Below are 13,588 nucleotides of genomic sequence, written 5' to 3'. Positions count from 1 at the left end.
TTTAGAAATGACTTTATATGAACGTTTTATTGCAGCATTCATAACGGGTGAGAGATGGAAGCTATATCTTTCAGGACTGGGAATAACTTTGGAAGTAGCCTTCTTTGCAGGTATTCTTGGTATTTTGATTGGTACCCTGATGGCACTGATGAAGTTGTCAACTACCGAGGATGGAAGGCCTACTATTCTAAACTATATAGCTTCCGTATACGTAGATGTCATTAGAGGAACACCTAGCGTACTACAGCTTCTCATTATGTGGTTTATCATTATGGCTTCATCCAATAATGGTATTCTTGTAGCTTCTTTGTCTTTTGGCATCAATTCAGGAGCTTATGTTTCCGAGATAGTCCGTGCAGGAATCCTGGCTGTCGACAAGGGACAGATGGAAGCCGGCAGAAGTCTTGGATTATCTAAGGCTACAACTATGAGATACATTATTCTTCCACAGGCTATCAAGAATATTATTCCGCCTCTGGGTAACGAGTTTATTACTCTCATTAAGGAGACAGCTATTGTTGGATATGTGAGTCTTACTGACCTTACACGAGTTGCCAATCAGATCGCATCAAGGACTTATGACGCATTCATGCCTCTTATAGGAGCAGCTGTTATTTATTTCGTGATCATCAAACTGCTCTCTATATTCCTTGAAAAGCTGGAAAGGAGGATGCGCAGAAGTGATAACCGTTAAGAATCTGTGTAAAGAGTTCAAAAATACCGATGGAACTACGACTAAAGTTCTCAAGGGAATAAATTATGAGATCAGTCAGGGTGAAAAAATAGTAATTGTTGGTCCATCGGGTTCTGGGAAAAGTACATTTTTAAGATGCCTTAATTTGATGGAAAGACCATCTTCAGGGCAGATTATATTTGATGGAGTAGATATTACTGAGCGTAAGGTGGATATCAATAAGGTCAGAGAGCGTATGGGAATGGTTTTCCAGAACTTTAACCTGTTTAATAACCTTACTATTATGCAGAACATTACACTGGCACCTGTTAAACTTGGAATAATGAGTGAGGCAGAGGCCAAAGAGAAGGCCAAAAAGCTTCTTGAGAGAGTAAATCTTCTGGACAAGGCTGATGTATATCCGATTTCTTTATCCGGAGGACAGAAGCAGAGAATTGCCATAGTCAGATCTCTTTGTATGAATCCTGAAGTTATGCTGTTTGATGAACCTACATCAGCACTTGATCCTGAAATGGTTGGTGAAGTTCTTGATGTTATGAAGCAGCTTGCAGATGACGGAATGACAATGGTCGTAGTTACCCATGAAATGGGCTTTGCAAGAGAGGTTGCAACTAAGGTTCTGTTTATGGATGAGGGAAATATCCTTGAAGAGAACACACCTAAGGAGTTCTTCGAGAATCCTCAGAGCAAGAGATTACAGGATTTCCTGTCTAAGGTACTGTAATCGCCATTACTGTTTGGCAGAGGAATGAATGATGCTGACACAAGGCGTAAGAACAATAGATAAGGTGCTTGCTATGCTAGAAAATAGCAGGGGAGATTTTGTCTCCGGAGCAGAAATGGCAAGCGGGCTTGGAATATCCAGAAATGCTATATGGAAGGCGATAAAAGAGCTGAAAGTTCAGGGATATAGTATTGAGAGCGTGACAAACAAGGGATATAGGCTCTCGAAAGATAATGACATTATTTCCGCGGAAGGCATTAAGTCGTTTATAAATCCCGATTCGATATGTGCATCTTCTAAGCTCCTTATTTATGACAGCATAGATTCTACTAATGATAAAGCCAAGGAACTGGCCTTTAGAGGGGCAGATCACGGTACATGTATTGTAGCAACCAAACAGGATGGGGGACGGGGAAGAAGAGATCACCTTTTCTTTTCACCCGAGGGAGGCATATATATGAGCGTGATACTTATGCCGGATAAAATTCCCTTTAGCAGAAATGTTCTTATTACGCAGTATATAGGTATTTCGGTTTGTGAGACTATTAAGGAGCTGACCGGGATATGCCCATATATTCAGGGAATCAATGATTTGTATGTAAATGACAGGAAGATATGCGGAATTCTCATTGAATCCGGAAGCGAGTTCGATAGTGACACGCTTCAGTGGATCGTAGTTGGAATAGGTATAAATTTTGATCCTGACATCAAAGAGTTTCCTGTGGAGCTTCAGGATATAGTGACAAGCCTATTTAAGCCGGGCGAGGGTACAATATCCAAGAATGAGTTAATTGCCGGGGTTCTCGAAAAGGTCTGTCAGATAGAAAAAGCTGATGAAAGTAGCGTCCAAAACAGATTGTCAACCTATAGAAGATAACAGGTTGACAATCTGTTTTCTCTTTGCTAGACTATCAAAAGTGTTATGTGTATGTTTAAAAGATTGACTACGCAGGGAGGCTTATAAGAGATGGATAACGTTAAATCACAGAGATTACAGAACGGAACAAAAACACTTGATATTGTTTATTGCGCGATTGGAGTGGCGCTTATAGCTGTGTGTTCATGGATTACTGTTCCTATGACAGTACCTTTTACACTTCAGACATTAGCAGTATTTGCGGTGCTTCTTTTACTCGGAGGAGAGAGAGGAACAATAGCAACACTTGTATATGTACTTATGGGAGCTATAGGAATTCCTGTTTTTGCAGGTTTCTCAGGAGGACTTGGAATTCTTCTTGGCAGCACAGGCGGATATATTATCGGTTTCATATTTATCGGCCTTATCTACATGGTAATGACCAAGGTGTTTGGCAAAAAGCTTCATATTGAGATTATTGCACTTGTTCTTGGACTTATCGTTTGCTATGCATTCGGAACCGGCTGGTTTATGTATGTTTACATGAAGAGTTCAGGACCTGTTGGACTTCTCACAGTTTTATCCTGGTGTGTATTTCCTTTTATCATTCCTGATCTTGCCAAGATGGCAGTTGCGGTTATTATTTCAAGAAGAGTAAGACCGTACATCAAATAATAAGTTTATATTGAATAACAAATTGCATATAAACCTTTAGAGGTACCCTATAACTTGGCAAAATGCGGTTATGGGGTATTTTTCTGTTATTTAATGTGACATTGTTAAAATGTCAGGATTTTTCAGGGATGATAAGCATGCTGTAAAGGGTGACAATAATATATGGATGTTAATCTGCTGATAGGTTATAATCTTGCTGTATATTTTTAGGAAGGTTTTTACTCATGATACGAATAGGTATTGTGGATGATGACAGGGATTCCCGCGTAAGATTAGGGCAGGAAATAGCTGAATATGCATCTGTACATGGAATTGAATATGAGCTGAATGAGTATGAGAGTGCGCTTGCATTTTTAGACAAGAGCCCTGCCGGGTTTGATATGCTCTTTTTGGATATCGATATGCCGGGAATGTCAGGTATGGAACTGGCCGAGAAGATACGTGAGACTGACCATGAAGTAGTTATTATTTTCTGTACTAATCTGCAGCAGTTTGCGATAAATGGCTATAGTGTAGGAGCGCTTGGTTTTATGGTCAAACCTGTCCAGACGTATGCTTTTAATCTCAACATGGAGAGAGCGCTTACTGCTGTCAGTAGGAATCATAGCCGTGATAATAAGGATTCTGAAACTAAATTTGTGTTAAGGGACGGAACGATCTCACGACTGGTAAGTGTGTCAGATATAGATTATATCGAGGTCAGACAACATTATCTTTTATATAATGTCAAAGATAGTACGTCAGGAGCAAGAGTTATGATCAAGAACAGGGGAACAATGCAGGAGGCGGTAGAGAGATTGTCACCTTATGGCTTTTGGCGCTGTTCATCCAGCTTTTTGGTTAACATTAGAAGTGTCACAGCTGTGAGCCGAATGAATGTCTTCATAGGTGATGAACTTTTACCTATAGGGCGTACATTTAAGGAATCCTTTATGGATGCCTTCTCCAGATATCTTGCTAAGAAGGGATGGGAAGATCCATGTCAGTAATAGATTTTATTTTTTCAAGGCAGGTTCCACTTGGCATGTTGTGTGCAGCTTTTTTATTTATGCCCTGGAACAAGAAAAAAAGCAATTTTTACCCGAGGCTGTTAATTGGAGTATTTGCCTTTTTTGCTATCTCGGAAGTCTGTACGAGAGTAAATATAGAGAACAAGGTAAGGCTTCTGATATATACAATACTTCTGTTTGTGCTGTTTTGGCTATGTTATGAAGGAAGCTATATTCACTATATTTTCTATACGACTTGTGCCTATGCAGTACAACATATCTCAAGCAAGCTCACATATATGATAGCTGTGCCGATTTCCATTAAGTTTGATGTTTCAGGATATCCCTTTTATACATCAATTCTGCTGATCACTTCAGCCCTGGTGGCGCTTATAGTCTATATCAAATATACACAGCCCTTTGCCAGACAGGGAGAGCTTCAATTTGATAATGTCAAAATAGTAATGTATTCAGGACTATTTCTCGTTGCGGCAGTTTACCTCAGTGTGTTTCTGGAGGACGGATTTGACCAGGCATCGGCGTCTTATCTGACCAGTTATGTATGCCTGAATGCCTTTTGTATCCTTTTTGCTCTGGCTATTCTGGCGCTTGAGTATACTAACTTTAATACCAAGCAGCTTGAGCAGGAAAACCAGATATTGGCGCAACTGTTGGAATCAGACAAACATCAATACGAGCAGGCCAAGAAGGATATGGAGAAGATCAATATCCGCTATCATGATATTAAACAGCAGTATTCCAAGGCGACCGATGAGGAACGCAGCAAATTGGAAGAGGAGATGGCAGAACTGAATCTTAGGTACTTTACAGGTAATAAGGCTGTTGATATTACTCTGACCCAGAAATCTGCAATCTGTAACGCGGCAGGAATCCAGCTGGTGTGCTCTGCTGATGGAAGTTGTCTTGAGCGTATGAAGCACTATCACATTTATTCTATGCTTGGAAACGCTCTTGATAATGCAATAGAGTGCCTGGAACAGGTGTCAGATCCGGAGAAAAAAGTTATCACTTTGGATATCCATAAGGATAAAAACATGGCAGTTATCAGGGTTGAGAACTATACACCCAACCGACCGTTATTTAAAGATGGAAATCTCCTTACAACCAAGGCAGATGAGCATGATCATGGGTATGGTGTGAAAAGTATACAAAACACGGCAGAGATTTATGGTGGAATTGCACATATATTTGTTGAAAATGAAATATTCTACCTGCTAATTACCATTCCTTGTAGTGAAAATTTAACACTAAATGAAGCCTGATCATAAAAACAGGGGTCGATTTGGATAAAAAAATCCGAGTCGACTCTATTTTTTTGTGTAAATTATGACCTGAATTTGTTCAATTGTGCCAATCTGTTGAATGCCTCATTTTTTTTCCATAGTATGTACTTATAAATATACTTCCGCATGCAGGTGGTGCACAACCTGTCAGGCGGAGGGAGGGAAATAATAACACTTATATTATGGAAAGATGGGGATAAGGATGAAAAAACAAAGCACTAACAAGTCCAGGTTATGGCTTGGACTTGCAGGTTCTGCAGTTATGTTAACAAATCTTGTATTCACAGGAACTGCAATCGCTTTCCAGCAGGAAGGTGAGATCAACCATGCACTTGGTATTGAAGGCGGCGGAGCTACTTATGGTGGCACTGAATTCTCAGATGACGGCGCACTTACAGACGACAGTTATGCAAAATATATAGAAGCTGCTTACAAATTCTGTGAGCAGGAGGAAGAGGAAGGAAGTGTTCTTCTCTATAATAAGGACAATGCTCTTCCATTATCAGATTCAGAGAGAAATGTAACTGCTTTTGGACGCGGAAGCATAGATCCTGTATTCCGTAGTACTGCAGGTGGTTCATCAACAAATAAAGAATACCAGCAGACTCCTGTAGATGCTCTTAAGGGCGCAGGATTTAATGTCAACCAGACAGTACTCGATGCTTATGCTAATGCTCCTGCTGCAGAAGCAAGAAGCGTATCAAGTGTTGGCGAGTACGATTCTTCTATTTTTACATCTGCTGTAGAAAAATCTTATGATTCATACGGTGATGTTGCGTTTGTAACTCTTTCCCGTTTCGCAACAGAGGGTAATGACCTTGCTATGGTAAACAACAAGGGTAAGAGAATGCTTGAACTTGATGATAACGAGAAGGCTATCTTCAAGAGCATCAAGGATTCCGGCAAATTTAACAAAACAGTAGTTATCTTAAACTCAGTATTTGCACTTGAGATGGACTGGCTTGAGGAATACGATGTTGATGCTGTTCTATGGGTAGGTAACCCTGGATTCTACGGTATGCCAGGTGCAATCAGAGTAGTGACAGGTGAAGTTAACCCTTCAGGTCATACAACAGCTACTTTTGCAGCAAATTCTCTTTCAGCTCCATCAGCAGAGAACTTTGGTCTTCACAAATATGACTACGGCACAAAGGCTCCACGTGAAGCAGGTGAGAACTTCGTAAGCTATAACGAGGGTATCTACGTAGGTTACAGATACTATGAGACTCGTTATGAGGATACAGTACTCGGTCGTGGAAATGCTGATTCAGCTGCTGGAGCTAAGGCTTCAGAGTCAGGCTGGAATTATGCTGATGAAGTTTGCTTCCCATTTGGTTATGGACTTTCATATACAACTTATGATTATCACATGGATGATCTTAAGTATGACGAAGCTTCAGATGTATTCAAGGCAACTGTAACAGTAAGCAACACAGGTGCCATGGATGGTAAGGCAACAGTTCAGCTCTATGGACAGTCTCCATATACAGAGTATGACGCTATGAATGGCGTTGAGAAGTCATCTATTCAGCTTCTTGGCTATGACAAGATTGATGTGGCTGCAGGTGAATCTCAGACTGTTGATATCGAAGTTCCGGGATATTTCCTGGCATCTTATGACAGACTTGGTGCTAAGGGTTATATCCTTGATGCAGGCGACTATTATTTTGCTGTAGGTAACGGCGCTCACGATGCTCTTAATAACGTACTTGCATCCAAGTGCGGAGCAGATGTTGAAGGAAAGCTTACTGATGAAGCAGGTAATGTAGTTTCAGGTAATGCTGAAGCTGTTAAGGTTTGGACAGCGCCTAACACAGAAGTTGATACAGTAAAGTATCGCAAATCACGTTACAACAGCGATGTAGAAGTTACAAATACATTTGACGACGCTGATGTTAACTACTGGGTAAATGACGACGAGAAGATCACATATCTTTCACGTTCAGATTGGGATGCAACATATCCTACAACACTTGAGACAATTACAGTTAACGATAAGCTTTATGATGGACTTAACATGCAGACTTATGTCAAGGCAGCTGATGCCAAGCATGTTTCAGACTTCAATCTTGGAGTTAAGCTCGATGAGAAAATTGATTTCATAGATATGAAGGGCGTAGCTTTTGATGATCCTAAGTGGGATGATTTCTTATCACAGCTCACTCTTTCTGAGCTCCTCATCAACATGGGTGATTCTAAGGGTATCAAGGCTGTTAAGGCAGTTAACAAGCCTGGTTGCACAATCGTTGACGGACCTGAGGGAATGAATGGTCAGTTTAAGTATGGTGACCGTCGTAACTGTACAGGTTGGGCAACACTTCCAATCGTTGGCGCTACATGGGATCATGATGTGCAGACAAGATTTGGACAGATGTACGGTGAAGATGCTCTTTATGCATCTATTCCTATCGCTTATGCTCCAGGTGCTGATACACTTCGTTCTCCTTATTCAGGACGTACTTCTGAGTACTTCTCAGAGGATGGTGTTCTTAGCTACTATGCAGCCAAGAACGTATCACATGGTATGCGTACAAAGGGACTTATCGGAACAGTTAAGCACTTCTTCTTAAATGAACAGGAAGCAGGAAGACAGGGTATTTCTACATACGCTAACGAGCAGGCTATCCGTGAAATATACATGAGAGCTTTTGAGGGATCACTTGCTGAGGGAGATTCTCTTGGTGTTATGACAGCTTATAACCGTATCGGTGTTATGTATGCAGCAGCAAGCCAGGGAATTCAGCACATTCTTCGTGATGAGTGGAAATATGATGGATATATCATTGATGACGCTCTTACAGCATCAGATTATTCATCAGCTCCTGAAATGCTCATGGCAGGTAACAATATTTTCTGTCTTGATACAGCAAGACCTACAGAAATTGAGAAGCTTATAAATGATACAGATGATGGAGATCTTCTTCAGAAGGTCCTCGATTCTAACCGTTATATGTACTACATCATGCTCAAGTCCTCAATGGGAGGATCAGGTGATGCTGAGATCGTAGTTTCTGACGCAGCACCATGGTGGCAGATTGTTCTCAGAGTCCTTGATGTAACTGCTGTTGTACTTTTAGTCGGCGCTGTTGTTATGTATGTTCTTCATACATATACCAAGGTTTTTGCAAAAGACAAAAAGATTGCCGCTTAATCAGAATTAATGGAGGATGAATCAATGCTGAAAAGCTTGAAAAATAAGGCCATTGGCAGCTATCTGTGTCTTGCAGCTGCGATTGTGGCGTTAATTACCGGTATTTGCTTTTTAATGACTCAGGAGGTGGCAGCACCTCTTGGTCACAAGGGCCCTATGCCCGGAATGGTACTTCTTGTTGGTGCCGTAGTTTCAATCATAATATTTTTTGTGCCTGTACGCTTTGGTGCTATTATACAGGCAGCGATTTACAATGTAGCTCTTTATCTTGTAGTAGTTCAGCTTTATTTTGTATTCGCTGACGTTATCAACCATGTAACTTTTGCAGGTGGTAATCCTACACTTTGCGTTTTCTACATGGTAGGAACTTTTATAGCAGCTCTTTTATGCGTAATAGCTTGCTTTATGAAGGAGTCTAAGGTTGACGATGAGGTTAGCCTTGGAAAAGACCTTCTTAAGGGCGGAGTTCTTGCAGTAGCATCATGTGCAGCAGTTTTTGGTCTTTCTTTTGTAAATGTTGCTCCTGCAGTAGAGGTTGTTGCAGACGCAGCTGACGTGGAAGATGCAGTAGTTATGAATCTTGCAGATAACTCTTTTGCTAACATGTCAATCGAAGAACTTGCAGCTATTCCACGCGATACATGGGAAGCCAAGGAAGCAAACGGAGAGGTTGCTTATTTCTTTGAAGGTCAGTACACAGAAGGCTTTGCAACTATTGTTGATCCTGCATGCCTTGATATGTACTGTGCAGTAGATGGTTCAATGTACGGCTCTTTCTCAGGACCTACTACATCAGTAGCAAGCGGAAAAGTTGAGTATGTATACGGATATTGGTATAACCGCGATGAAAACGGCGACAGAAACTTTGTTGTTCATATCACCGGTACACTTAATAGCGCAGGAGTAACCCGTGCAGTTAATGTAGAAGGCGGAGAAGACGCTGATGTATTTATCTTCGATACAGAGCACGGTGATTACACACTTGAGGCCAGCCTTAGCTATGGTGTTGGTGGAGGTACATTTACACGTAACATCAACGTTTATGGAATGCCTTATGCCGGAGCTCAGAGTATTGCTATCGATTCTTCCAAGCTTCGCACATTCTACACAGGTGATGCGTTTGATGCAGGCGAGCTTGTTGTTACAGCTGTACGTGCTAATGGCGCTGAGGAGTCAATCTGGAACGGTCGTCTTAACTATGACGGATTTGATTCTACAACTGTTGGAACCAAGAAGGTTACAGGTACTTTCCTTGGACAGTCACAGGAGTTTGAGGTTAAGGTAGAAGAGCTTGTTACTGAGAGCTTTGAAGGTACTTATGAATTAGTTTCAGGAGAGGCTCCTGTAGCTATGGATGCTACGCTTCTCATTGACTATTCACACAAGGTTGTTACTATTACTGCTGCAGACGGTTCTGCTGCTATCTCAGGCACTATTGTTGATGCAAACGACAGCGTAGTTACAGCTTCACTTAATGGAAGTGAGCCTCTTGAAATTGCTCTTTCAGGAGAAGAAGGTGAGAGAAGTGCTATAATTCCGGCCCATGAGGAAGTAGTAAGAGGTTGGACAGGAAGCACAACATATTCAATCGGTGAATGCGGTTTCGGATTGGAATAATCTGAATTAGGTTAGAGGGGATGCAAAAAATTTGCAAATAAAGAGTAGCTCTGCTAGTTAGCAGAGCTACTTTTCGCATACACACATTTTGTGCGATCATAATTGCTTGGATCAGTTACTTATCCAGATTGTCCTTCTCTTCCTTTTTGGCCATGTGCTCATCGTACATCTTCTTGCCGGTTGCTCCAAGAAGAGCAATTATGAGGAGCCACCACCAGCTCATTGTCTTCTGGGTGCTATCAGTAATTGTAGATGCAAGAGCTGTGTCATCATCCAAGATGTCTACAGGATTAGCCAGTGAATCATCAGGGTGAACATCACTATTTGCCTGGAGATTTTCTGAGTTAGCACCAGCTGCAAGAGGAGTAGTACCATCTTCAATCTGTACAGGTGCGGGCTGAACTTCATCGCCGCCTGGCTGAGTTACCTGATCTCCGCCACCTGGCTGAGAAGTCTGGTCATCACCACCTGGCTGAGTAATCTGATCGTCTGCAACAGCCTGAGCCGCTGGAATAATAGGGGTATCAGGTGTATCTACAAGGCTCTGAACAGCAGGTGCTGCAGGAGCTGGAGTAGCTGCAAGAGCTGGAGTAGCATCAGCTATAGTTGTAGGAGTTACTGTTCCTGCATCTGTAGGTGCAACTGTAGGAGCTGAATATGTTGTAGCGGATGCAACCTCTCCGGTAGTAGGAGTAGTAGGTCCGTCAGGTGTAGTAGGAGCTGTTGATGTACCGCCTGTTGCAGGAGTAGTAGGTGCATCAGTAGTAGGTGTTGTTGATGTACCGCCTGTTGCAGGAGTAGTAGGTCCGTCAGGTGTAGTAGGAGTAGTTGGAGTTTCGCTCGTTCCAGGATCAGGTGTGGTAGGAGTAGTTGGAGCTTCGCCAGTTCCGGGATCAGGTGTGGTAGGAGTAGTTGGTGTTCCACCAGTTCCAGGATCTGGTTCCGGTTCAACTTCCGGTTCAGGATCAGGAGTAGGGAATAACTTCTTTAATATCTGATCTGCCTTATCTTTTTTGCCTCTGACAATGATCATCTCATCGATGGCATCTGCAACCTTCTTATCAGCCTCAGCTTTTAATTCCTGAAGCTTTTCTTTGAGCTGAGTCATGTTCATCTGATCAAGACTTGCTGCCTGTGTAGATGTAAGTTCAAGACCAAGATAATCAGCTACACTGTCAACCTTAAGTATCTGTTTAGCTGTCAGATTCCTGTTTGGATTAGTCTTGGCAGCTTCTACAGTCTCCATAGCTGTCTTTAGAGCAGCGACCTGATCAGTAGCTACCTGAGCAGCGTTCTTTGCTTCATCTACTTCTTTTCTGTAGTTGGCGTATCTGTTAACAAGGGCTGCGGTAGTATTATCGCTTATATAATCATTTAGTTTCTGATTATCAGCTAGCAGCCTGCTAACGGTCTCTTCGCTGATTCCATATTTGTCAACTACATTGTCATGAACGTAGCTATATCCATCAGTTCCGTTAAGGACTTTTGTAAGTGTAGCATTATCACCAATTATCAGGCAGTTAGCATCTTTGTAAAGGCCATTAGTGTTAGCCTCTGATGGTGCTGGAACAAGTGTCAGCTCATGCTCTACACCGTTTGCGTCTACAAACGAAGTAAATGCAGGTGTTACACCGACACTGGTACCTGTCTGAGGTCCGGTAAGCTCGCCATGGACGATGAATTTCTTTTCATCACCATCCATGTAGGTGTATACGTTGAACCAGCCTTGCTCTGTGCATCTCTTATAATTATTGCCATGTGTAAGCGGTAAGCCATTTCTCTTGAAATCAGGATTATCTTTGTAATAAGACTTGGCAAGTTCTACAGCTTTCTCATAGTCCTGAACTGAGTTTACTTCTTCAAGAGTCTTTTCATACATTACAATTCCGGTGTCGCCTTCATTTTTACCAATATTCTGGTTATTGAAGTCAGCCTTGGAAATTGAATCCCAGTTAAAGTACTTGGTATCTTTCTGGATGCTTCCATTGTCATCAACATAATAGTATTCGAGTGTCGTATATCTGTGCTCGTAATCTACATTCTTTGGGTCAGGGTTGGAGAATACATATGGATGTGAAGGATCATTAGTTATGATATTCTTTCTAGCGACCTGTGGAAGGTAGTAGTTAACGACAACGTCCTTCATGATATTTCGGCTGTTATCGACATTTGTAGTGAATTTGCCGCTCCAGTTATTTCCACGCTTCTTATTAAGAGTATCTCCATCAGTAGGTGTGGAGGAGTTATCGAGCATATTTTCTACTGCTTCAAGTGCAGCTCCAAGGTTATCTACTTTCTGCTGAGCAGCAGCAACTTCTGCTTCTGCGTCTGCGATCTTTAAGGAAGCCTGATCAATATTATTTCCGAGAGCCTCTTCTTTTTCAGCAAGGGTGGCCTGAGCTTCGTTAAGTTCTTTAATGGCTTTATCGTAAGCTGTAGAAAGTGTGCCGTAATGCTCTTTCTGCAGCTGAACAGTGCTTTCGGCAGTAGTGATAAGCGTTGTAAGATTCTCGATGATCTGTGTAGCTTCTTCTTCTGATTCAGCTTTTTCTATAGATTCAACGAGTTTCTCAGCATCTTTATTTGCATCTGAAACTGTACCGGAGATATTGTTGGCAGTATCTACGATTCCTGCAGGAGAAACAAGTTCTGCAGCAGCGTTTGTAACTTCAGTAACAGCTTCTTTATGTGCTGCGTCAGCTTCTTTATTAGCTTCCTCTGCCTTAGTAAGATTTTCCTTGGCATCAGCGATATCTTTTGCAGCTTCATCATAACTTGTTACTGCTGAATTGACTTTATTGCCCTCTTCATCAGTACTGTCTGTTGCAACTGCAGTAGCAGCTGCTATCAGGTCTTTGACTTCCTGAGTCTGTTTCTGCTCAGATGCACTTGGGGTTCCACTCTCAGAATCGCCATTTAGAATAATATCAGCAGCCTGCTGAACTTCCTCCTGAGCCACAACCTGATTGGTTTCAGCCTGCTGTTCCTGAGCTGGCTGGCTCTGTTCTCCTGAACCTGTATCTTCAGCTGCGGGAGTACTAACGCAGGCATCTATAGCAGTATCAGCAGCACTTTGTACATCTTCAGTTATCGGCTCATATGGAGTTTCAGGCTGCGCCTGTTCTTCTGTAACGCCAGGATTTGAATTATCAAGGCTGTCAAGATTCTCGAGGTTTTCGCTTGCATATGCGGAGACAGGAGATTGCAGCACCATCATTGCTGAAATACCTATTGTGATTGCAGATAATAAATTGTTTTTTTTCATTTTTTTCTCCCTCACTTTCACTCAGATATATCGTAATAATTGATACAAAAATTTAGTTTAAATAGTAGATTTGATTATGAAAAAACGATGAATTACAAGATAGTATAGTCTACTATTAATTTTTTTATTCTAAGTTTATTATACGAGTTTATTATCACATTTAACATCATATTTGCGTTAAATTGTGCAATAAATCACTCTATTTTATTAAAATTGTGTAAAAATCTTGAAAAATTTGTAATCATATTCATGTATAAAAATGTAATGCCTTGCGCTAATTATGATGTTGTATAAAACCTTGACTAATTAAGAT

Annotated in this window: 9 protein-coding genes; 8 read left to right on the top strand and 1 reads right to left on the bottom strand. The window is 41.5% G+C overall.

Annotated elements, in window-relative coordinates; all coding sequences use genetic code 11:
* Positions 1–7: 7 nt before the first annotated feature.
* The 8 genes from BPR_RS16180 (at position 8) to BPR_RS16145 (ending at position 10,010) form a co-directional block, all read left to right on the top strand.
* A complete protein-coding gene (locus BPR_RS16180) occupies positions 8–694 on the top strand; it encodes an amino acid ABC transporter permease (protein WP_013282560.1) in 687 nt (228 codons plus the stop codon).
* Positions 681–1,418 carry an amino acid ABC transporter ATP-binding protein gene (locus BPR_RS16175; RefSeq protein WP_013282559.1) on the top strand — a complete coding sequence of 246 codons (738 nt, stop codon included), beginning with the start codon at positions 681–683 and terminating at the stop codon, positions 1,416–1,418. The genes BPR_RS16180 and BPR_RS16175 overlap by 14 nt, the downstream gene beginning before the upstream one ends.
* A 28-nt stretch (positions 1,419–1,446) precedes the next feature.
* The gene (locus tag BPR_RS16170; protein WP_242662253.1) at positions 1,447–2,295 is read left to right on the top strand and encodes a biotin--[acetyl-CoA-carboxylase] ligase; all 849 of its coding nucleotides are present in this window, start codon (positions 1,447–1,449) and stop codon (positions 2,293–2,295) included.
* Between the two features lie 90 nt (positions 2,296–2,385).
* Entirely contained in the window at positions 2,386–2,949 is a 564-nt protein-coding gene (locus BPR_RS16165) for a biotin transporter BioY (protein WP_013282557.1), read from the top strand.
* A 224-nt stretch (positions 2,950–3,173) separates the two neighbouring features.
* A complete protein-coding gene (locus BPR_RS16160; protein WP_013282556.1) occupies positions 3,174–3,938 on the top strand; it encodes a LytR/AlgR family response regulator transcription factor in 765 nt (254 codons plus the stop codon).
* Positions 3,929–5,221: an ATP-binding protein gene (locus tag BPR_RS16155; RefSeq protein WP_013282555.1), complete on the top strand. Its 1,293-nt coding sequence runs from the start codon at positions 3,929–3,931 to the stop codon at positions 5,219–5,221. The genes BPR_RS16160 and BPR_RS16155 overlap by 10 nt, the downstream gene beginning before the upstream one ends.
* Positions 5,222–5,444: 223 nt before the next feature.
* Positions 5,445–8,393: a beta-glucosidase gene (locus BPR_RS16150; RefSeq protein WP_013282554.1), complete on the top strand. Its 2,949-nt coding sequence runs from the start codon at positions 5,445–5,447 to the stop codon at positions 8,391–8,393.
* Between the two features lie 24 nt (positions 8,394–8,417).
* Positions 8,418–10,010, top strand: a complete 1,593-nt coding sequence (locus tag BPR_RS16145; protein WP_013282553.1) for a bacterial Ig-like domain-containing protein — start codon at positions 8,418–8,420, stop codon at positions 10,008–10,010.
* Positions 10,011–10,125: 115 nt separating this feature from the next.
* On the opposite strand, the gene BPR_RS20805 is transcribed toward BPR_RS16145, so the two are convergent.
* Entirely contained in the window at positions 10,126–13,275 is a 3,150-nt protein-coding gene (locus BPR_RS20805; protein ID WP_013282552.1) for an ATP synthase F0 subunit B, read from the bottom strand.
* Positions 13,276–13,588 lie beyond the last annotated feature (313 nt).

Origin of the sequence: Butyrivibrio proteoclasticus B316 (assembly GCF_000145035.1) — a bacterium.
GTDB lineage: Bacteria > Bacillota > Clostridia > Lachnospirales > Lachnospiraceae > Butyrivibrio > Butyrivibrio proteoclasticus.
This window is presented reverse-complemented; position numbering and strand designations above follow the sequence as displayed.

What these genes read in the sequence shown, in the direction of transcription:
- BPR_RS16180 (WP_013282560.1), top strand. Translation starts at nt 8, where the DNA reads ATGACTTTATATGAACGTTTTATTGCAGCATTCATAACGGGTGAGAGA.
- BPR_RS16170 (WP_242662253.1), top strand. Translation starts at nt 1,447, where the DNA reads ATGATGCTGACACAAGGCGTAAGAACAATAGATAAGGTGCTTGCTATG.
- BPR_RS16165 (WP_013282557.1), top strand. Translation starts at nt 2,386, where the DNA reads ATGGATAACGTTAAATCACAGAGATTACAGAACGGAACAAAAACACTT.
- BPR_RS16160 (WP_013282556.1), top strand. Translation starts at nt 3,174, where the DNA reads ATGATACGAATAGGTATTGTGGATGATGACAGGGATTCCCGCGTAAGA.
- BPR_RS16155 (WP_013282555.1), top strand. Translation starts at nt 3,929, where the DNA reads ATGTCAGTAATAGATTTTATTTTTTCAAGGCAGGTTCCACTTGGCATG.
- BPR_RS16150 (WP_013282554.1), top strand. Translation starts at nt 5,445, where the DNA reads ATGAAAAAACAAAGCACTAACAAGTCCAGGTTATGGCTTGGACTTGCA.
- BPR_RS16145 (WP_013282553.1), top strand. Translation starts at nt 8,418, where the DNA reads ATGCTGAAAAGCTTGAAAAATAAGGCCATTGGCAGCTATCTGTGTCTT.
- BPR_RS20805 (WP_013282552.1), bottom strand. Translation starts at nt 13,275, where the DNA reads ATGAAAAAAAACAATTTATTATCTGCAATCACAATAGGTATTTCAGCA.